General features: G+C 33.6%; 15 protein-coding genes and 1 tRNA gene. 10 read left to right on the top strand and 6 right to left on the bottom strand.

The features are described 5' to 3' along the window. Positions 1–65 precede the first annotated feature (65 nt). Positions 66–1,250, bottom strand: coding sequence for a bifunctional glutamate N-acetyltransferase/amino-acid acetyltransferase ArgJ (gene argJ, locus LI_RS03915; protein WP_011526797.1), 1,185 nt, complete (start codon positions 1,248–1,250; stop codon positions 66–68). Between the two features lie 237 nt (positions 1,251–1,487). On the opposite strand from argJ, the gene LI_RS03910 reads away from it, so the two are divergent. Continuing rightward, entirely contained in the window at positions 1,488–2,294 is an 807-nt protein-coding gene (locus LI_RS03910; RefSeq protein ID WP_011526796.1) for a dihydroorotate dehydrogenase electron transfer subunit, read from the top strand. An 8-nt stretch (positions 2,295–2,302) separates the two neighbouring features. Beyond that, on the top strand, positions 2,303–3,235 hold the full coding sequence (locus LI_RS03905) for a dihydroorotate dehydrogenase (RefSeq protein WP_015353772.1): 933 nt from the start codon (positions 2,303–2,305) through the stop codon (positions 3,233–3,235). A gap of 113 nt (positions 3,236–3,348) precedes the next feature. On the opposite strand, the gene LI_RS03900 is transcribed toward LI_RS03905, so the two are convergent. Further along, positions 3,349–3,438 (bottom strand) — tRNA-Ser (locus tag LI_RS03900). A 471-nt stretch (positions 3,439–3,909) separates the two neighbouring features. Here LI_RS03900 and LI_RS03895 point away from each other — a divergent pair. After that, positions 3,910–4,413 carry a CvpA family protein gene (locus tag LI_RS03895; RefSeq protein WP_011526794.1) on the top strand — a complete coding sequence of 168 codons (504 nt, stop codon included), beginning with the start codon at positions 3,910–3,912 and terminating at the stop codon, positions 4,411–4,413. A 146-nt stretch (positions 4,414–4,559) separates the two neighbouring features. On the opposite strand, the gene LI_RS03890 is transcribed toward LI_RS03895, so the two are convergent. From LI_RS03890 to LI_RS03880, 3 genes are all read right to left on the bottom strand, one after another. Further along, positions 4,560–5,441: a flagellin N-terminal helical domain-containing protein gene (locus LI_RS03890; protein ID WP_011526793.1), complete on the bottom strand. Its 882-nt coding sequence runs from the start codon at positions 5,439–5,441 to the stop codon at positions 4,560–4,562. Positions 5,442–5,469: 28 nt separating this feature from the next. Then, positions 5,470–6,513, bottom strand: a complete 1,044-nt coding sequence (locus LI_RS03885; protein WP_011526792.1) for a bifunctional riboflavin kinase/FAD synthetase — start codon at positions 6,511–6,513, stop codon at positions 5,470–5,472. 110 nt (positions 6,514–6,623) lie between these two features. After that, the gene (locus LI_RS03880; protein WP_011526791.1) at positions 6,624–7,451 is read right to left on the bottom strand and encodes a DsbA family protein; all 828 of its coding nucleotides are present in this window, start codon (positions 7,449–7,451) and stop codon (positions 6,624–6,626) included. Positions 7,452–7,689: 238 nt separating this feature from the next. Here LI_RS03880 and hypF point away from each other — a divergent pair, with 238 nt between their 5' ends. The 4 genes from hypF to asnS all read left to right on the top strand — a co-directional run bounded on the left by hypF (position 7,690) and on the right by asnS (position 15,965). Further along, positions 7,690–10,053: a carbamoyltransferase HypF gene (hypF, locus tag LI_RS03875; protein ID WP_015353771.1), complete on the top strand. Its 2,364-nt coding sequence runs from the start codon at positions 7,690–7,692 to the stop codon at positions 10,051–10,053. 398 nt (positions 10,054–10,451) lie between these two features. Continuing rightward, entirely contained in the window at positions 10,452–13,760 is a 3,309-nt protein-coding gene (locus LI_RS03870) for a UvrD-helicase domain-containing protein (RefSeq protein WP_011526789.1), read from the top strand. 123 nt (positions 13,761–13,883) lie between these two features. Next, positions 13,884–14,534 carry a VTT domain-containing protein gene (locus LI_RS03865; RefSeq protein ID WP_015353770.1) on the top strand — a complete coding sequence of 217 codons (651 nt, stop codon included), beginning with the start codon at positions 13,884–13,886 and terminating at the stop codon, positions 14,532–14,534. Between the two features lie 63 nt (positions 14,535–14,597). Then, positions 14,598–15,965 carry an asparagine--tRNA ligase gene (gene asnS / locus LI_RS03860; RefSeq protein WP_011526787.1) on the top strand — a complete coding sequence of 456 codons (1,368 nt, stop codon included), beginning with the start codon at positions 14,598–14,600 and terminating at the stop codon, positions 15,963–15,965. A gap of 82 nt (positions 15,966–16,047) precedes the next feature. Here the strand turns inward: asnS and LI_RS03855 are convergent, their stop codons facing one another. Continuing rightward, positions 16,048–17,127, bottom strand: a complete 1,080-nt coding sequence (locus LI_RS03855) for a DHH family phosphoesterase (RefSeq protein WP_011526786.1) — start codon at positions 17,125–17,127, stop codon at positions 16,048–16,050. A 258-nt stretch (positions 17,128–17,385) separates the two neighbouring features. On the opposite strand from LI_RS03855, the gene LI_RS03850 reads away from it, so the two are divergent. The 3 genes from LI_RS03850 (at position 17,386) to LI_RS03840 (ending at position 20,728) form a co-directional block, all read left to right on the top strand. Continuing rightward, positions 17,386–18,081, top strand: a complete 696-nt coding sequence (locus tag LI_RS03850) for a Maf family nucleotide pyrophosphatase (protein WP_011526785.1) — start codon at positions 17,386–17,388, stop codon at positions 18,079–18,081. An 8-nt stretch (positions 18,082–18,089) separates the two neighbouring features. Beyond that, positions 18,090–19,955 (top strand): excinuclease ABC subunit UvrC, encoded by a 1,866-nt coding sequence (gene uvrC, locus LI_RS03845; RefSeq protein ID WP_011526784.1) that lies wholly within the window; start codon positions 18,090–18,092, stop codon positions 19,953–19,955. Positions 19,956–20,140: 185 nt separating this feature from the next. Continuing rightward, entirely contained in the window at positions 20,141–20,728 is a 588-nt protein-coding gene (locus tag LI_RS03840) for a tetratricopeptide repeat protein (protein WP_011526783.1), read from the top strand. Positions 20,729–20,868: the final 140 nt, after the last annotated feature.

The raw sequence follows: 20,868 nt of genomic DNA, 5'->3' as shown, positions 1-20,868 counted from the left end.
AAGAATTTTTTACTAGTAGAGTATTACTCTTAAAAAGATTTTTTCTATAATTTATATATGGGAAGTTAGCTTCTATATGCTGAATTACATGTTATATAATCGTGTGTTAAGTCAGAGGTTAGAAGTTTATACATACCAGGTCCATGTCCTAGTTGAATTTCTATTAGGATATCTTTTTGTTGTAATGGTTCTTTAAGTATGTCATCAAAGTTATCTTTGGTGGGTTGACCATTTAAAAAAACAGTTACACCACAAAGTTTAACACAAACCGCTAGTGGGTCAAATGTTGCATGACTACGCCCAATAGCTGCTATAATTCTGCCCCAATTAGCATCTTGGCCAAAAAGAGCTGTTTTTACAAGTTGAGAGTTGCCAACGGTACGTGCAACAGTCTCTGCGTCGGTGTCAGATAAAGCACCTGTGACATAAATATGTCCAACCTTTGTGGCTCCCTCACCATCTTGTACCAACATATAAGCAAGTTCGCTTAATATAGACGTAAGCCCCTCTTGAAGAAGATTCAATGATTCATTATTTGTAATAGAAATACCAGAACAGCCATTAGAAAGAGCATAAACAGTATCATTAGTAGATGTGTCACCATCAACAGTTATTCGGTTGAATGTTATGTTTACTGTATGGGAGATAAGTTCTCTCCAACACTCTACTTGAATGTCAGCATCACAAAGTATAACAGCTAGCATTGTTGCCATCTGTGGGCAGATCATTCCTGCACCTTTGGCCATTGCTACAATATTAATTGTACCTTGAGATAATTGAACTTTTTTATGAGTAAATTTAGGGAAAGCATCTGTAGTCATAATAGCTTTAGCAAAGTCTTCTGGACCATCTTTACCTAGTCGTTCTATAAGGACAGGAATAACTTTTTCCCAGAGAGCCATGTTGAATTGAACACCAATAACTCCAGTAGAGGCAGGTAAAATATTTTGTGAATTAAAACCAATAGCATTAGAAAGGAGTTCAAGAGTGTGGCGACAGTTTTTTAATCCTTCATAGCCAGTACAAGCATTGGCTTGTCCTGAATTGATAAGAATAGCTCGCATTGTTAGATTATTAGATAGTCTTTCCTTTCCTATTTGGACAGGAGCTGCTGGGAATTTGTGCAAAGTAAACGTGCCTGCAGCAACAGCAGGTGTTTCACTAACAACAAGAGCTGTGTCATTACAGTATGCTCTACGGAACCCAGCTCTAGCTGTAGCAAAACGAAATCCTTTGGGCATATTATACATAACTGTTTAACGCCTTTTATTTGTTTAGTAATTTTTTATAGTAGATAGTATATCATTGGAGGAGGTTTTATTATCTTTACCTAACAATATAATTTAGGTAACAATAGTAAAAAGGTAAAGAGTGTTTTTGAAAGAAAAAACAAGTTTTCTGCTCTTGACCTTCTTTTGATAGGACACTACCTTTAAGATGATCCTTTGTTATCATTAATTGATTAAACCAATAAGGCTAGGTCTATTATGGCAAGTGCCAATTTTTATAACCTTGCAGTTATTGATAATATCCCTTTTGGTCTTGCAGGTATGCAAGGACATTTTTTTGCACTACGTTTGGAACTTCCAGATTGGAAAGGTTGGGCTCCAGGACAGTTTGTTATGATACGTCCTCAAAGTTGGAATTTAGAAATTCCTTGGGCACGTCCTTTTTCTATCTGTAGGGTAACTAAAGAAGAATTAGTTATTTTTTTTCAAGTTTCTGGTAAAGGTACAGAGCGGATGGCTTACTTACGGAGTGGTAATATGGTCCATTTATGGGGACCATTAGGCAACCGTTTTAGTACAGAAGAAAAGCCTACACTGATTTTGGCCGGAGGGATTGGTATTGCTCCTTTTATTGGATATATTGATTCTCATCCCAACCCTAAAAATCTTTATATGATGTTTAGTCATAAATATCCTAATGATTGCTATCCTATTGAAAATTTATCAGAAAAAGTAAATTTTTTTTCTTTCCAAGAAAATACTCTTCAAGATAGAGAAGTATTTCTTGAACAAGTTAGTACACAAGTTAAAAACTATGCTGCTTGTAATGGTTTGATCCTTGTTTGTGGACCTACCCCATTTTTAAAGTTTGTGCAGTCTATTGCTCTTGAAAATAATGTTCGAACACAACTTTCTCTTGAGTCACAAATGGCTTGTGGGGTTGGTGCTTGTCTTGGTTGTGTTGTGCAAACTACAGATAAATGGCCAGTAAAAAATATGGCTGGTATGCCTGTTCCTACATGTACAAATGGACCTGTTTTTTGGGCTGATCAAATTACATTGTGAGGATCACCATGGATAACTATACCGTATCTCTTACTACGACTTCAAGCATTCCTTTAGTTTTGAAAAATCCTGTTTTAACAGCATCTGGAACATTTGGTTATGGAGCAGAGTTTATAGGGTATGGTGATTTGTCTCAACTTGGAGGGATTATTGTTAAAGGCTTATCGTTAAAGCCACGAAAAGGAAACCCATTACCTAGAATTGCTGAAACACCATGTGGGATGTTGAATACTATAGGCTTACAAAATGATGGTGTTGAATTATTTATACAAAAAAAGCTTCCACGCTTACCTTGGAAAGAAACTCCAGTTATAGCTAATCTATATGCGACATCAGTTGAAGAATTTAGTGAACTTACAGCTATTTTGGCAGCAGAAGAGGGAGTTGCTGCTTTAGAGGTTAATGTTTCTTGCCCTAATGTAAAAAGTGGTGGAACATTTTTTGGCCAGGATCCTAGTTTAGCAGCTAAGGTTACTGAAGCTGTGTGTAAGAATGCAGGAAGTAAACCTGTGATGGTTAAACTTTCTCCTAATGTAACAGATATTACTATTATTGCCAAAGCTGTTGAGAGTGCTGGAGCTGATGCTATTTCTTGTATTAATACACTAACTGGAATGGCTGTAGATATTAGAAAACGTAAGTCATTGTTATCTACAGTTATAGGTGGCCTATCTGGTCCAGGAATTAAACCTATTGCACTACGATGTGTTTGGGAAGTGTGTAAGGCTGTAAACATTCCTGTAATAGGTATTGGTGGGATTACCTCAGCAAGAGATGTTTTAGAATTTATTCTTGTAGGAGCTCATGCAGTACAGATTGGAACAATGAATTTTATTCAACCAGATATTGCATTTCGTATTGCTGAGGCATTACCTATTATTTGTAATGAACTTGGTATCAAAAACTTTGATTCATTCAGAGGTTCATTGCAAGTAGAGTAAAATATTGTCTATTTTTATTTATAAAGAATTTTTGGATAAGAGTAGATTAAAAATTTGTCTTATAATTTTTATATAAAAAATTATATTAAAGATTAAAGGTATTATTTGGATTCTGGCGGAAGGGGAGGGATTTGAACCCCCGGACGCCTTGCAACGTCAACGGTTTTCAAGACCGCCGCATTAAGCCACTCTGCCACCCTTCCATTGATTAGTCACAGTTATAATGTATTCTGAATTTGATATATTGGTCAAGTTAGAAATAACTCAATTCCCTATTAAGATATTATTATAATTTTATAAGAAAGGTAATATTATTATACTTAAGCAAATTAAGTTACATAATATTGCTTTCTATGCTGTTGGGGACTAATAAATATTAGTTAGAGAAAGAATATAGTTTCACAATATATTTTTATATTCTAAATTATTTTTTAAAATATTTGAAAAAATTTCTATCTTTTAAAAAAATTATTTTGTAGAAAAATTTTTAGTAGATTTTTTAACAATACTTTTTATATTTTTATACATTTTTAGAAATATCTTAGTATACTTTATAACTATTTTTATATATAGTATAAATTTGAAGGCTAATCTAGCCTACTTTAATATATAGTTAAAGAAGACTAGAGATATGTTAAAAATTTAATAACAATATTATAGATATATTTTATATTATGAACTTATTATATCAACTAAATATATTAGATCTTGTATTAGTTATCTTATGTATTTTCTTTATTTTAAAAGGTCTTAATAGGGGGTTATTACAAGAATTAGCAGGTATAATAATTTTTATTATAAGCTTATGGACTGCTTATATGTTATATATAAAATTCGGTAATATGTTATTAAGTTATATAGGTTCTCAAAAATGGTCTTACTTTTTAGCATATATAGCAATCTTTTTTAGTGTAATGATTATTTCCTCTATTATGAGTGGGTTATTGCAGAAGCATTTAGGATGGAAGTCTGGAGGTTGGATAAATTGGCTGGGAGGAGGAGTAATTGGTGCATTAAAAGCTTTTGTTTTTTGTATGATTATTATAGCTGTTTTTGAATATACAGCAGATTCAAAACCTTTTGTGTTGGAGTCAAAAATAGTTACTTTTGTCAAAAAGCATGATACGTTTTTTAGAGAATTTATTAAGCATTCTATAGGTAATGAACGTAGTATTTAAATTTTTATAACTCATATTACAATAAATAGTTTCATAGATAATAGTTAGTTCTTTAGTTACCAGATAAAGATATTTTGAGTGAAGTTAATTGTATATTTCAACGACTCCCTTAATAAAGAGGAGCCGTTGTATATATATATTTTTTTTTAGCCAATAAGTTGCTGAGCCATACGTGGTAGAGAATTAGCTTGTGAAAGCATAGCAACACCTGTTTGTGTAAGTATTTGGTTACGTACAAATTGTGTCATTTCTTGGCTTACATCTATATCAGATATACGAGATTCAGCAGCTTGTAAGTTTTCATTTTGTATACTTAAATTATCAACTGTAGCTTCAAGTCTATTTTGTAATCCACCAAGGTGTGCTCGAATTTTATCTTTTGAAACAATGGCATTATCTATAGCTTTTAAGGCATTTTGTGCTGCAGCTTGAGTAGAGACTGTAGCACCCGCACCTTTTACTGTATTACCAAGTCCTAATGCAGAAGCTGTAGAGCCACCAATTTTAATATCATAGTAATCTTCAGCAGAGCTGTTAGATGTCCCAAAGTGGATACGTACTGCACCAGTTGAATTTATTTTTTTCCCATCATGATTACCTGATAATGAACCATCAAGAAGTTTTATACCATTAAATTCTGTCGCATTAGCAATACGAGTAATTTCTGAGGCCATAGCTTGATATTCAGAGTCAATAATCATACGCTGAGTGGAGTTATATGTACCTGTAGCAGCTTGTTCAGCAAGTTCTTTCATTCGAATGAGCTTTTCATCGATGACTCCAAGTGCACCATCCGCAGTTTGAATCATAGAAATAGCATCATTCGCATTTCGTATTCCTTGTTGTGTTGTTGCAATGTCAGATCTCATGAGTTCTCGAATGGCTAACCCTGCTGAGTCATCAGCAGCAGTTCCTACACGAAGACCTGAAGAAAGTTTTCGAACAGAAGAACTCAGTTCTCCATAAGACTTGCTTAAGTTACGTTGAGCATTGACGGCCATCAGGTTGTTATTAATGACAAGAGACATATAATTCCTCCTTGAATATACCCGTCTATTAGGTTTTTAGGGTCGCATCCATGCGATCAACTGGATCTTCTAAACTGAGTGATTGAGGCCACAACATGTTCTTAAAAATTGTTTTGGTTTGGGATATGTCATCTTTAATTTGTGTTATTAGAGAAGAGATATTAGAGAATATGGCTTCTTCTCTTAATTTTTTTAGAAAATTGATTGTCATATGTTGCTCATAGAGATCATTATGAAAATTTAATAAATGAGTTTCAATTTTAGGAATTGAATCTCCAAAAGTTGGATTTATTCCTATATTAGTCACAGCTAAAAATGTATTTTTTTGATGTTGTACAGGTATATAAAAGGTATTATCTTGATTTGATTCTAGGGTGACTAATGTTGCATAAACTCCAGTAGATGGAATTAAATTAGATGATAATGCAAGATTAGCTGTAGGAAACCCAAGCATTCTACCACGTTTTTTCCCATGTATAATAGTACCATCTATTGAGTAACAACGACCTAAGAGTAAGTTAGCTTTTTCTATAGCTCCTTCTTGGATAGCTTCTCTGATAAGACTTGAGCTAACAGGCTGTTCTTTAAATGTGAAAACAGGTTGATGTGTTACTGTAAATCCCATTGTTTTTCCTAGGGTTGATAAAACATGTTGTGTTCCTAATCTTTCTTTCCCCATAGAAAAGTCGTGTCCTAAAACTATACCTTCCATATGAAGTCTTTCCAATAAAATCGATTGCACAAATTGTTCCGTTGTCATATTTGCTAATGTAGATGTAAAGTTGAGCTGGAAGATAAGATCTATCCCCATTGATTTAATTAGCTTTAATTTTTCTTTTTTTGTAGTCAGGAGAGATGGGGATTCTCCTATAAGGACGGCCTGTGGATGTGGTTCAAAGGTAATAACCGTTGAGATAGATTGCTGTTTTTTAGCTGTTAAATAAATAGTTTTTAACAAAGCTTGGTGTCCAAGATGGACACCGTCAAAATTTCCTAAAGTAATGGTTGTCTTTTTTTCTTTAAGAAAGTTTTTAGGGAGGGCAATTGTATCAATATCACATTTGATAATCATGAAAAGATGGATAACATGTTAAAAAAGCTAACTAAAAAGTATTGTAATAAATATACTAGCATAGGTTTCATTATATAGTAATGTGTTGTAGTTATGACACCTTTTAGAATTTATTTTGGAGATGTTGACACTTCTTTTGTATTTTTTAAGGCCATATTAATTGCTTCTGTGAATAATTCAGGAGGTAATGCACCACGAAGGATAAGGTTATTAACAATAAAGTATGGAGTACCACTAATATCAAGTTGTGCAGCATCTTTTATGTCTTGTCCAAGAATATTGTTTACTTCTGCTTTGTTGAGGTCACTCATTAACTTTTTTATATCTAGTCCCACTTCTTTTACTGCTTGTTTAAGAGTCTGTTCACCGTTTTGTAATAGCTCATCTCTTTTTTGAAAAAGAAGATCATAAAGTGCCCATGCTTTTTCATTACTTTGGAAAGATGCAGCAATGAAATATATTGCCGCTTGTTGTGAAATAGTATGTCCTTTAAGCGGGAAGTGTTTAAAAATATATTTTACATTATCTTTATAATCAATAAGCATTTGTTGTACAGTTTTAGAAGCTTGTGAACAGTACAAACATGTAAAGTCTGAAAATGCTACAATAGTTACGGGTGCTTTTGGATTCCCTCGGATTGGTCTATTTTCCAGATGCATATTTTTTGGAGTAGTTATGTCTTTTTTCCACTGTGCTATAAGGGATTTATGTTGACGCTGTTTAGAACCTTGTTGGGCAATTTCAAGGACAAGTTCGCTATGCTCTCTTAGTACATCAAGGACAAGCTCAGGATGGTTATGAAGAAGAAGTCGTAATTGGCTTTCAAAATTTTCAGAGGTAATCATTGAATCATTATTACTAGCAAGCGCATTATGACAAGTATATAATATAAAAATTGTTATGAGGGGATAGGTAATAAAACGAAAAGAAAAGAGCATTATCTTTACCTCTGTGTTTTTCTAAATAAAAATTTAGAAAGTTAATGCAGTTTTTACAATAGAAAAAATTAATATATCGAGACTATGATTTTGTGGCAAGTCTTTATAAATGTTGTTATATTTCTATATAATATTTGTTGAGAGAATAGATAGCATTATGCTAATTAATCACTAGCATAGGAGTAATACTCTTATATTTTACTCTTGATTAATGGGCGTGTTAAATAGGTTATATAATATGCAGTTAAAGAGACAAGGTTATACAATAAAAGGTCGAGTACAAGGTGTAGGTTTTCGTCCTTTTGTATACTGTACTGCTACAAAATTAGGCCTTACAGGTAAAGTAAAAAATACTATATATGGAGTATGGATTGAAGTTCAAGGGGATGATAGTAAATTAAATATATTTAAAGAAATGATCACTAATGAAAAACCTTCTATTGCTCAATTTACGTCAATTACTATGCAATCTCTTGGTTTTCAGGATAAAGAAACAGAGTTTCTTATTGAAGAAAGCTCTGATGGGATACAGTATACTTCATTAATAAGTCCAGATATTGCTACATGTGAGTATTGTGTTAAGGAATTGAATACAACTACTGATCATCGTTATCAATATCCTTTTATAAGTTGTACACTATGTGGTCCTCGATATACTATTATACATAAAGCTCCTTATGATCGACATCATACTTCTATGTCCTCTTTTCCTTTTTGTTTTACCTGTGAAAAAGAATATAATAATTCTTTAGATAGACGATTCCATGCACAATCTAATGCATGTCCAACATGTGGCCCACAGTTATGGTTAACAGATCATGATAATAGATATATTACTTATAATAGTGAAGCAATATTGTTAGCTATAGAGTATATTTATAAAGGTAAGATTATTGCTATGAAAGGGATTGGTGGTTTTCATCTTATTTGTGATGCTACTAATGCTGACGTAGTTAATACATTACGCTATCGGAAAAATCGCCCAGATAAACCATTAGCTGTTATGGTTCCAAATATAAATATTGCTCGACAAATTGCTTATATTAGTGAAGTAGAAATCCAAAAAATGCAATCACCAGAGTGTCCTATAGTTATTTTGAAAGCAATTCCTCATAGTTTACCAAAAAATATTGCTCCAGATGTTTCTACTATAGGTCTTATGCTTCCTTATACTCCACTGCATCACATTTTATGTAATACATTAACAAAAGTTGCTGAGCTAGAAAGAATAATTCCTGCTCTTGTTATGACCTCCGCTAATGTAAGTGGTGGTACTATAATATATAATAATGACGATGCACTGATACGACTTAATACTATTACAGATTTTTTTTTATTTCATAATAGAAATATTATTGTGCCAGTTGATGACTCTGTTGTTTGTTTAAGAGAGGACAACATAGGACAATCACCTAATTGGCATTTTATCAGACGTGCAAGAGGATATGCACCACTACCTATAACAGTTAAAACTTTAAAGGATAATACTCCTTGCATTATAGCATTAGGTGCAGAACATAAAAGTACATTTTGTTTTACAAGGGGACAGGATATATTTTTAAGTCAACATATAGGAGATCTTTCTGAACCAGAAACAGAATGGTCATTTTGTCAAACAGTAAAACATATTTCCCAATTATTTGGATTTTCTCCTGAAGTTGTTGTCTGTGATTTACATCCAGACTATTTTACTACACGGTATGCCGCAGAGTTTGGTTTACCAATCTTACAGTTACAGCATCATATTGCACACGGTTATAGTGTGTTAGCTGAACATGGACATAAAGAGCCGGCACTCGTATTGACTCTTGACGGTACAGGATATGGTATGGATGGAACTATATGGGGAGGAGAATTATTTTATTTATATCCAGAAGCTGTAAAAGGGAAGTCATATGAGCAAGGGGAACGACTAGCTAGACTATCACTCCTTCCTCTTCCTGGAGGAGAAAAAGCTATTCATGAACCATGGCGTTTGTTAAGCGGTTTTTTAGCATTATTAAAAATACATGAACTAGAAGGAGTAGATAGCCTTGTAAGACAGCTATGGAAAAATTCTCCTGAGAGATGGACGATTCATAGTGCAATCAGAGAAATGGTATCCAAAGATAAAGTGAAGTTGACTTCAAGTTGTGGGAGGTTATTTGATACAGTTTCTACTTTATTTGGATTATGTGATTACATTACATATGAAGGGCAAGCAGCTATTCGTCTTGAACATCAACAGGATATGTCATGTAATGAGAGTCTTACTATTTCTATAGTTGAAAAAGATAGTATTTATGAATTAGATACAACAGTTTTTTTAAAAGAATTAATAGAGTTATTACAACAAAAAATATCTGTTTCTATATTAGCACGCAGGTTTCATATAGGGCTAGTTGAAGGATTAGCAGATTTAGCCTTGATTGGCTCAGAGAATACAGGAGTTAAAACTGTTGGGTTATCTGGTGGAGTATTAAATAATCAAACTATATCTTCTTTATTACCCAAAGCATTAAGGTATCGAGGGCTTACACCACTTATGCATAAAAATGTACCATCAGGAGATGGAGGAATTAGTTTTGGACAAGCTTATTGGGCTAGCATGGTTTTAGCTTGACTTGATAGTAACTATCCCTAAAAGATAGAGTTCAACAATGGTGAGATATAATTTAACCTGACTGAAATTATATCTGATTGTAATTTAATATAATCTATAGTTGTTAGAAAGAAAGGTTATCTTTTATTGTTCCTTTATAGTAAAGTTTTCAATCTATTATAAATGTACTATAGGATACTTAATTATGCTCTATGGGTAGCATTATATTATACTATTTTTATCTATTATTTTTATTAATATATAAAAAATTCTATAATAATAAAATGTTGTAAACTTTTTATTTTCTAAAAATAACTATATCTCATTTTATTATAATGTTATTATCTCTCAATAATGTTTTTCTTTTCTTCTATTTATTATCTATAATTAATTAATATATTACAGTTGTAGGATCTTATATGAGTATATTTTGTGCTGACTTACATATACATTCTCGTTTTTCTAGAGCTACCAGTAAAAAGCTTACAGCACCACATTTAGCTGCTTGGAGCCGCATCAAAGGTATTTCTGTTATTGCTACAGGAGATATTACACATCCTGTGTGGAGAGAAGAGTTACAACAACAACTTATATTAGATGAAGCCTCAGGGCTTTATAAGCTTCCTGTTTCTAAAGAAGTCCTTCAGAGTGAAGTCCCAGGAATAGAGATTCCTTCTGATTCACCAGATCCTTTATTTTTACTTCAGGGTGAAATTAGCTCTATTTACAAAAAAGATGGATTAGTACGTAAGGTTCATAATATGATTTTCATGCCTGACTTTGATAGCATAGAGAAACTATGTCGAAAATTAGAGTCAATTGGGAATTTACGTTCAGATGGTCGTCCTATTCTTGGTCTTGATTGTCGTAATTTACTTGAGATTGTTTTAGAAGTTGACGAAAGAGGAACTGTCGTTCCTGCCCATATTTGGACACCATGGTTCTCTCTTTTTGGTTCAAAGTCAGGATTTAATAGTTTGGATGAGTGTTTTGGTGATCTTGCACCACATATTTTTGCTTTAGAAACAGGTCTTTCTTCTGATCCTGAAATGAATCGTCTTTGGAGTCATTTAGATGGTTGTGCTTTAATTTCTAATTCTGATGCACATTCTGGGGATAAAATTGGTCGAGAAGCCAATTTATTTGAGGGACTACCATCTTATGATGGAATTTTTAATGCACTACGTTTTTCTACTGGAAGATTCCCTTCTATACCTAATAATGTTCAATATAAAGGTACAGTTGAATTTTTCCCAGATGAGGGGAAATATTATTTAGATGGCCATCGTGCTTGTGGTGTTGTTGTTGAGCCAAAAGAAGCCATGCGTATGGGAAATATGTGTCCTGTTTGTGGGAATGAGCTTACAATTGGAGTGTTGCATCGAATTCTTGAATTAGCTGATAGGACAGAAGCCTATATGCCAGCTACTCCTCCTTATTATCCCTTTATCCCTCTTGTGGAGTTACTAGGAGAGATATTGGGAGTTGGCTCAATGAGTAAGAGAGTGCTTGATAAATATGGACAACTTATTCATCGATTTGGAACGGAATTTAATATACTTCATGTGGTTTCTGAACGTGATCTTCGCCAATACTGGAATGAATTAGGTGAAGCTATTGTGCGTATGCGTCGTGGGCAAGTTATACGTCAAGGTGGTTATGATGGAGAGTATGGCATTATCCGAGTCTTTAGTGATGCAGAAAGAGCTTCATTTCTACCTGGAAAAATGTTTTCTAGAAGCTCAAAGCCTCGAGTAACAACACAAGAAAAATCAAAAACAATAAAGAATTTATCACCCAAATATATGACTATGCCTTTGTTAGCAGCTACAGGCGTTCTTTTGGAGGGAGAGAAAGAAACGTCTTCCCCAAAATCTTCTAGTGTAACGGCGGCTAGCTATGGTGATATTTTTTTAACTAAAAAAGATCATGATAAAAAGATAATAACTACTACTAGTTCTTCTTCTAACTTTTCTTATTCAACTTCTCAAAATGAAGCTATAAAGGCTGATATCCAACCTATATTAGTTCTTGCTGGACCAGGTGCAGGTAAAACAAGGACATTAATAGGAAGGATAGAACATTTGCTATTCAGTGGGATAAAACCCAGTGAAATTTTGGCTGTTACATTTAGCCGTAGAGCTGCAGAGGAGCTACAAGAACGTATACGAAATTCTATAGGGAAGGGAACAATTAGAGTCGATACACTTCATGCTTTAGCTCTTGGATACTGGCCCAAAAAAGAAGATGGCAGTCAGCCACATGTCCTTTCTGAGGAGGCTTCACAGGCTGTATTTATTAAAGCTAACGAAGAGAATGAACCAAAGTTAATCAAAAAAGCTTGGGAGATTTTAAATCTAGTACGTGAAAAGCAAGTTGATACGTCAGTATTGCCTGAACAGGCATATCTTCCTATGCTTGAAAAATATAGACAGTATAAAAAAATACGCAATATGGTTGATTATAGCGACTTATTAGAACAATGGATTTCTACTTTGCAGAAAAGCAGAGGAACATTTTGGAAGGCAGTCCTTGTTGATGAAATTCAAGATCTTTCTTCACTTCAACTTGCATTAGTAAAATTACTTGTTCCATCATCAGGTAAGGGGTTTTTTGGTATAGGTGATCCTGACCAGTCAATTTATGGTTTTAGAGGTGCTCATCCTAATGTTCAATTAGCTCTTAGTAAAATGTGGCCTGGTATAAAAGTTATTACTCTTGCAGAGAACTATCGTTCTGTAAAAGAAGTTGTTTACTCAGCTTCAGCTCTTCTTGCTTCTGGTAAGCAAAGTAAAAACCTTACTTCTACTAGAAAGGATAAAGGGTTATTACACCTTTTTACAGCACCTGATTATTGCCGTGAAGCTTCATGGGTTGCAAGTAAGGTATCTCAATTAATTGGAGGAAGTTCTCATACATTGGTAGATGCACGGGCTGGTAATGAACCTCATCCATTAGCAGGACTATGTAGTCCTGGTGATATTGCTATTCTTGTCAGAATGAAGGCACTCATGAAGCCATTCCAAGAGTCTTTGGTAAGATTAGGTGTACCTTGTTCTGTTCCAGAAACTGAATTATTTTGGGAAGATCAGCGTGTAGCTTTGTTATTAGGTCTTGCAGGAAGAAAATTTGGAAGACCTTTTGGAATACAAACAGTTCCTGATCCTTCTTCTATTGCAACACATATTTGGAATGGAGGACCTTCAGCACTTCTTTCATGGTTAGAATCTGTCCCACCATTTGATCCTTTATTTCGTGAATCCAGTAGTTTTAAGAAGTTGTTAAAAGCCTATAAAGTACATGGTTCTTGGGAGAGTTTATTGAATTGGCTTTGTTTGCGACAAGAAATTGATTTAGTAAAAAGTCATTCAGAACAGGTTCAAATTATGACACTACATGCGTCTAAGGGACTTGAATTTAAAGTTATTTTTTTACCAGCATTAGAGGAAGGACTTTTACCATATTTAGGTACACAACGACTTTTACAAAAGGCAGAGAAAGAGTATGAAAATAGTGAGACTATTGCTGAAGAAAAACGGTTATTATATGTTGGGATGACACGTGCCAAAGATGCATTATTTTTAAGCTATTCAGAGCAAAGAACTATATTTGGTAATGTGTTAAGGCTTGCTCCTTCTAGATTTTTAGTTAATCTTCCAGATATGTTTCAGCGTAGTCAGCTGATGAAACATATACAAAAAAAACCTAGTCAACTTTCTTTATTTTAACATTAGTTTTATTCAAAAGCTACTATTGTAAACTTTGCATTAACTTTAATATACTATAGCATGCTATAATGTATAATTAATAAGATGTTAGTAGAAAGCGACCTTGTTATTCAAAGGAGAGTTATGGATTCATCATTGCTGGGACAGTTTTTTTCATTTATATTACATATTGATACACACCTTTTTCCCTTAGTGGCTGAGTATGGAATTTTTTTATATGTGATTCTTTTTATTATTGTTTTTTGTGAAACAGGACTAGTTATTACTCCCTTTTTGCCTGGAGACTCTTTACTGTTTGCTGCAGGGACAGTTGTAGGTGCAGGTTATTTATATTATCCAATACTTGTTATTGTCCTTTTAACTGCAGCAATTATGGGTGATGCTGTAAATTATATGATAGGTAACTATATTGGTCCAAATGTTTTTAGTCGTAACATATGGCTCTTGAATAAAGATCAACTTATTAAAGCGCATAATTTTTATGAAAAGCATGGTGGGAAAGCAGTTATTTTTGCACGTTTTATACCTATTATCCGTACCGTTGTTCCATTTGTTGCTGGAGTTACCTATATGAATCCTAGCAGGTTTTTATTTTATAATATTGTTGGTGCAGCTATTTGGGTGATAGGCTTAGTCTCTGCAGGATACCTTTTGGGTAATATGCCATTAATAAAGAAAAATTTTAGTTTAGTTATTTATGGAATAATTATTGTTTCTTTATTACCTATTATTATTGAGTGGGTTCGGTTAGGAGTGAGACGGAAGAGAATATAATGTATATATATTGTTTTTATTTCCTTTTATCATTCTAGTATATTTGTTTATTAAGGTGTATATATGCTACCTAGTACTATTGTAGAAATTCTTTGTTCGAAAACAGCACAAGCAGATGTTCATGTTGGTGGATGGATACGGACAAGGCGTAATGCTAAGGGGTTTGTGTTTCTTGAACTTAATGATGGTTCATGTCTAAAGAATATACAATGTATTATAAATGAAGGTAGTGCTGCTTGGGATATGCTTGACGGTGTTAATACAGGAGCTTGTGTATCTGTTTATGGTAAGCTTGTACCTTCTCCTGGCAGAGGTCAAGACTGGGAAATTCAAGTAGAAAAAATGGTTGTACATGGTCTTGCTGCTCCTGAGGTATTTCCTTTACAAAAGAAACGTCATTCTGATGAATTCTTAAGAACTATTGCACATCTACGAGTTCGTACAAATAAGTATGGCGCTATTTTTAGAATCCGTGCTGAGGCTGCACAGGCTATCCATAATTATTTTTATAAGAAAGGGTTTTATTACATCCATACTCCAATTCTTACAGGCTCTGATTGTGAAGGAGCTGGTGAAATGTTTAGAGTTACTACAGCACACTCAAGCAATGATTCTCAATCTAGTGATAATTTTTTTGGTAAGGAATGTAGTCTTACAGTCTCAGGACAACTTGAGGCTGAATGTTTAGCTATGGGACTTGGAAAAGTATATACATTTGGTCCTACTTTTCGTGCAGAAAATTCTAATACACCTCGACATGCAGCAGAGTTTTGGATGGTTGAGCCTGAAATGGCATTTGCTGATTTACAAGATAATATGAATCTAGCAGAAGAGTTAACCTGTGAAGTTATTAGGAAAGTTCTTCAGTGTCATATAGATGACATAATGTTACTTGATAAATATGTTCAACCAGGACTTATTAAGGCGTTAGAGAATATTATTGCCAAGCCATTTATACGTTGTTCATATCATGATGCTATTACAATATTATTATCTAGCCATAAAGATTTTGAATTTCCAGTTACTTTTGGGTTAGATCTTCAATCTGAGCATGAAAAATATCTTACTGAAGAATATTTTAAACATCCTGTCATTATTTTTGACTATCCAAAAGAAATAAAAGCATTTTACATGCGCCAAAATGATGACGAAGAAACTGTTGCAGCAATGGATTTACTTGTTCCTCGTATAGGCGAACTGATTGGAGGGAGTCAACGTGAGGAAAGACTTGATAATCTTTTGTCTCGAATTAGAGAACTAGGTCAATCTATAGAAGAGTATTGGTGGTACCTGGATTTACGACGATTTGGTACTGTCCCACATGCTGGTTTTGGTCTAGGGTTTGAAAGGTTAGTGATGCTTTTAACAGGTGTTTCTAATATTCGTGATGTATTACCATTTCCCAGAACACCAGGTTATTTAGAATTTTAAAGGAATGTAATTTTAGTTTTTAAAATTGAATGGTAACGTAAGGTACATAGAGAGTAAAAGAAGATTAAGAAATTAATAATAGTTAACTAGTTTGATTTGTATTTAATGGTTCTGATGGATGTTTATGTTCTTCTTTTGTTGATAGTTCTTCATTATTCTCTGATTCTTTCTTAGAGTTTTTCTTTTTTGAATGTAGACGTTCTGAAAGTTTTCGAAATATAAAAACTTCTAAATTTTTTCCTTCAACAAGTTTCAGTGGGAATTCAGCTCTTGCCATAGCCCTATGACCACCTGCAGAGCCTAATGATGAAAAACGTTCACTAGCAAATTTTCCAAGATCTATACTTTCATCTCCTCTAAAAACAATAACAACTTGTTCTTTATAGACTCCACAAATAGCAGTCCATTTTAACCCATAAACTTTAGTAAAAAAATCACCTACAACAACTAAAATATCAGGATTTTCAATATTTCCTAAGAAGGCAAATTTCCCTTTCCCACAGTCATGAAGAGAAGTAAAGGCTCGAGTAAAATACTTTAACCAGTCTTGTAAGTATTCACTACGGGTAATACGTATTAGCAGTGTATTACTTGCATGTTTAGCTAGCCATTGATAGGCTCTGATATCAGCATCTGTAAATTTACGAGTGAATGTTCCAGTATCTGTTCGAATACCATATTGTAGCGCTGTTGCAAGACGTCTTCCAGGTCTAATATGAAGACTACGCAAGTATTCAGTAAAGATAGTACTAGTCGCACCATATTCAGGTCGAATATCAGAATATGTAGCTTTTGAAGGAAATTCAGGTAGAATAGGATGATGATCTATAACAATAGAGAATGGTATGTCTTGGAATATAGGACTATGATGTGGTTGAGAGTCTACTAAAGCAAATTTTTGGAAAAAGGGGAGGAGTGTTTCACTCCATGGGACAAGAGGAATATATAACTGTCTCAACATAGTTAGGTTATCTGGCCGGGTAATTTCATTAATACGTGCAATAAATACTTTCCCAGTTCGACGGGACATAATACGTTTTAGAGCCATAGCTGATGCAATAGCATCAGGATCAGCATTAATTATGATCAGCCAGTTATCATTTCGGGAGAATAATTCCTGCATTTGGGTAAGACGAGCACCAACTTTACGGTAAATGGGCATTGCAAATCCTTTGAATGACTTTTCAATAAGTCTGATCTATAGCTCTTTTACTACTTCTAGCTTTATTAATTGTCTTTCAGAAAAGGCAAAGGCACCATTATGATAACGGTTCAGATCAGATACCGTTTCATACCTTATTTAAAGATAATATGGAAGTTCTCTATATTACTTTTTTATACATCAATAAACCTATATTTTAATTACGAAGTCAATAATTAAATAAATATGTTAGAGAAAGAGATAGATTAGGACTAAACTATGACTCAACAAAGAGTATCAAGTGTTTTTATAGAAACCGTACCAATAGTATTAGCATCAGCCTCTCCAAGACGTAGAAGTTTGCTTGAGCAATTAGGTCTTTTATTTAAAATTGTTAGTGTAGACAGTGAGCCTTTACCACTTTCTTCTGAACATCCTTTAGAGTATGTTATAAGGGCTGCAAAAGTAAAAGCTTTTGCTGCTGCTGCATTAGAACCACGTTCAGTTATCATTGCTGCAGACACAGTAGTTATATATACTAAAGATGATGTTTTTGAAATAATAGGCAAACCTCAATCAGGCAATGATTCTTTTTCTATGCTTTCTCGTTTTCAGGGAGGAAAACATCAAGTTATAACAGGTTGCTGTATTGTGTGGCCATTAGAAGAAAATATCACTTCTGTGCAATATGAAATATTTTATGATACAGCAAGTATCCAATTTGGCCAATGGGATAAAGATATTTTATCTTCTTATGTAAGTACAGGTGAGTCAAATGATAAAGCAGGAGCTTTTTCAATACAAGGTATAGGAGCTTTTTTAATAGATATTATTGAAGGTAACTATACTACGATATTAGGTTTACCTCTTCCCCAGTTAGTAAAACGTTTATTAAAGAGGAAAGCAATAAAAGTTGTATTGAATAAAAATAGTGAAGAGACTATATCCTCTGATTTTTTAACGTATTCAAGATAGTAGGAAATATGGAGAGACCTCATCCATCATCTATTCCAACAACTCCTGGTGTTTATTTATACAAAGATTCACAAGGTCGGATTATTTATGTAGGTAAAGCCAGAAACTTAAGAAAGAGAGTATTATCTTATTTTCGTGATGGGTTAGTGATAACGCCTAAAACAAAGGCAATGATGAATCATGCTAATTTATTGGAAACAATATCTACTAATACAGAGAAAGAAGCATTATTACTTGAAGCTAGCCTGATAAAAAAACATCGTCCACGCTATAATATTGTATTACGTGATGATAAGCAGTATTTACTATTTCGAATTCAAAAAGGAATTCCTTTCCCTAGACTTGAAATTGTAAGGCAATCTTATAAAGATAATGCTGTTTACTTTGGTCCATTTACATCTGGTACATCTGTCCGTGATACATGGAAATTTATCCATAAAATTTTTCCTCTTCGTCGATGTTCAGATAAAGTTTTTAATAATCGTATACGTCCATGTCTTTATTTTTATTTACAACAATGTCTTGCTCCATGCACAGAAGAAGTAGACCCTAAAGACTATGCTGTATTGATACAAAAAGTAGAGTTATTTTTATCTGGGAAATCCAAAGAACTTGTAGAGTTATTACAGAAAGATATGTTGTATGCTTCTGAAGCATTAGAGTTTGAAAAGGCAGCAACCTTAAGAGATCAAATCCAAGCTATTAAGCATACTATAGAGAGACAAAGTGTTGTTCTCCCTGAGGGAGGTGATATGGATGTTATTGGAATTGCGGTAGTTAATAATGGGTTAGCTCTTGGTTTTTTGTTTGTTCGAGAAGGAAAACTGTTAGATGGAAGGACATTTTTTTGGCCAGGTCTTGAACTTGATGATGGTCCTGAGCTTTTAGGAAGTTTTTTAAGTCAATTTTATAGTCCTATATCTTCAATCCCTCCAAGAATTATTGTCCCATGGCTTCCTGAATCAACAAATAATAAAGACGAAATAAGTGAAGATACCTTTGAAACATTAAAATATGTATTAGAAGATATACGTAATAGTACAGTTCGTATTGAGGTTCCTAAAAATATAATTGAAAGTAATTTGGTAGATATTGCAGTAACTAATGCTCGTGAAGCTGTACAGACAAAATTAGGGGAGCCTATGTCAGCTAAATTAGCAAAAGTTTTTCATACTGATAAACCCATTTTTCGAATAGAATGTGTTGATGTATCACATATAAGTGGGACAAATACTCGTGTAGGAATGGTTGTTTTTGAAGATTCTCAACCTCTTAAAAATGATTATAGAATATATAGTACAACAGAAGATAATAGTCCTTTTATTAAAGGAGATGATTATGCTGCTCTTGCATCATGGGCAAAACGAAGAATACAGTCAGGCCCTCCTTGGGCAGATTTAGTTCTTATTGATGGAGGAAAGGGTCAAATAAATGCCGTACAACGTGTTTTTAATGAGCATCATCTTAAAGACGTATTTATATTAGCAGGAATAGCTAAAGCAAGGAATGAAGAAGGTAGAGTAGATCGTCGTGCAGGGAATATTGGAGATAAAATTTTTGTCGTAGGAAGAATGAATCCTCTGACCTTAAAAGAAGGATCTCCAGAGTTATTATTTTTGCAATATGTGAGAGATACAGCACATAATTTTGTACTTGGCAAACATAGAAAAGCTAGAAAAAATACAGCTCTGTTAGGTGAGTTATTACGTATCCCTGGTATAGGACAAGCCACAGCAAAACTTTTGTGGAGTCATTTTAAGACTGTTGAAGCAATGACATGTGCTACCATAAAGGATTTAGAAGCTATTCCTGGGATTGGTGAAGCAAAAGCTCGTATGTTGGCAGAGAGATTGCAGTCATTACGTAACCAGTGATAATTCTATTAATATATTTGATATGATAGGGTCAAATCACTGACAATATCTTATAGATAAGCTCTATATTACATGGAACTCTATAAATTTACTTAAAAAAGATATTTTGGCATGTGCATTGCTTTATCCTTTATATCAATACACCCTTATTAATTTAGTTAAGTATAACTTTTAGTAAAAAGGATATGGAGGAGATTATGAGTAGCCAAAATCAGCTTGATTATGAAATTAACAAAGAGTTAGGTGAATGCTATTTGTTTATGGGTGATTTTGATAAGGCTGAAGATTATTATAAAAAAGCTAATACTTCTATGGAAACACAGCCTGAACCTTATATGGGTCTTGCTACTATAGCTATACAACGTGGAGACTTTGATACAGCAATGGACTTTTATAATAAGGCTTTTGATTTTGGTCTTCAAGATAAAGCATTAGCTGGTATGGGTCTTATTAAGATGGAATTAGGCGAAGATGAAGAAGCCTTTTCTTATTTTGAAAAAGCAGCACATGCTAATCCTGCAAATGCAGTAGCACTTAATTGCCTTGTCCGTGAAGGCTATAAATTAAATCGCCTTGAGTCAGTTGTTTCAGTTCTTGAAGAGTGTGTAAATATTTTCCCAGATAGAGAGGAGCTTCGTATTTCTCTTGCTGGATGTTTAATTTCTTTAGGTCGTAATAAAGAAGCTATAAAACAAATTGAAACAGTCCTTGAATATAACCCATCTAGTATTGTTGCTAGAGAATTTTTCAATCATATTATGTTGGCAGCATAGTAATAACTATAAGTAGTTATTATAAAGTATTACATATAATTTAATCTCCTCCAGAGATTTTTAGAGTTAGCTAGAATATTATTAAAATTTAAAGCAAGGGGTATCGATAAAACTCTGGGATATAAAATTCCAGAGTTTTT

The sequence above is a fragment of the Lawsonia intracellularis PHE/MN1-00 genome (genome assembly GCF_000055945.1).
GTDB classification, from domain to species: Bacteria; Desulfobacterota; Desulfovibrionia; order Desulfovibrionales; family Desulfovibrionaceae; genus Bilophila; species Bilophila intracellularis.
Note: the sequence above shows the minus strand (reverse complement) of the source record. Positions and strands in the feature narration are given on the sequence as shown.

Coding starts and splice junctions, on each gene's coding strand:
- argJ (WP_011526797.1), bottom strand. CDS start 1,250: ATGTATAATATGCCCAAAGGATTTCGTTTTGCTACAGCTAGAGCTGGG.
- LI_RS03910 (WP_011526796.1), top strand. CDS start 1,488: ATGGCAAGTGCCAATTTTTATAACCTTGCAGTTATTGATAATATCCCT.
- LI_RS03905 (WP_015353772.1), top strand. CDS start 2,303: ATGGATAACTATACCGTATCTCTTACTACGACTTCAAGCATTCCTTTA.
- LI_RS03895 (WP_011526794.1), top strand. CDS start 3,910: ATGAACTTATTATATCAACTAAATATATTAGATCTTGTATTAGTTATC.
- LI_RS03890 (WP_011526793.1), bottom strand. CDS start 5,441: ATGTCTCTTGTCATTAATAACAACCTGATGGCCGTCAATGCTCAACGT.
- LI_RS03885 (WP_011526792.1), bottom strand. CDS start 6,513: ATGATTATCAAATGTGATATTGATACAATTGCCCTCCCTAAAAACTTT.
- LI_RS03880 (WP_011526791.1), bottom strand. CDS start 7,451: ATGCTCTTTTCTTTTCGTTTTATTACCTATCCCCTCATAACAATTTTT.
- hypF (WP_015353771.1), top strand. CDS start 7,690: ATGCAGTTAAAGAGACAAGGTTATACAATAAAAGGTCGAGTACAAGGT.
- LI_RS03870 (WP_011526789.1), top strand. CDS start 10,452: ATGAGTATATTTTGTGCTGACTTACATATACATTCTCGTTTTTCTAGA.
- LI_RS03865 (WP_015353770.1), top strand. CDS start 13,884: ATGGATTCATCATTGCTGGGACAGTTTTTTTCATTTATATTACATATT.
- asnS (WP_011526787.1), top strand. CDS start 14,598: ATGCTACCTAGTACTATTGTAGAAATTCTTTGTTCGAAAACAGCACAA.
- LI_RS03855 (WP_011526786.1), bottom strand. CDS start 17,127: ATGCCCATTTACCGTAAAGTTGGTGCTCGTCTTACCCAAATGCAGGAA.
- LI_RS03850 (WP_011526785.1), top strand. CDS start 17,386: ATGACTCAACAAAGAGTATCAAGTGTTTTTATAGAAACCGTACCAATA.
- uvrC (WP_011526784.1), top strand. CDS start 18,090: ATGGAGAGACCTCATCCATCATCTATTCCAACAACTCCTGGTGTTTAT.
- LI_RS03840 (WP_011526783.1), top strand. CDS start 20,141: ATGGAGGAGATTATGAGTAGCCAAAATCAGCTTGATTATGAAATTAAC.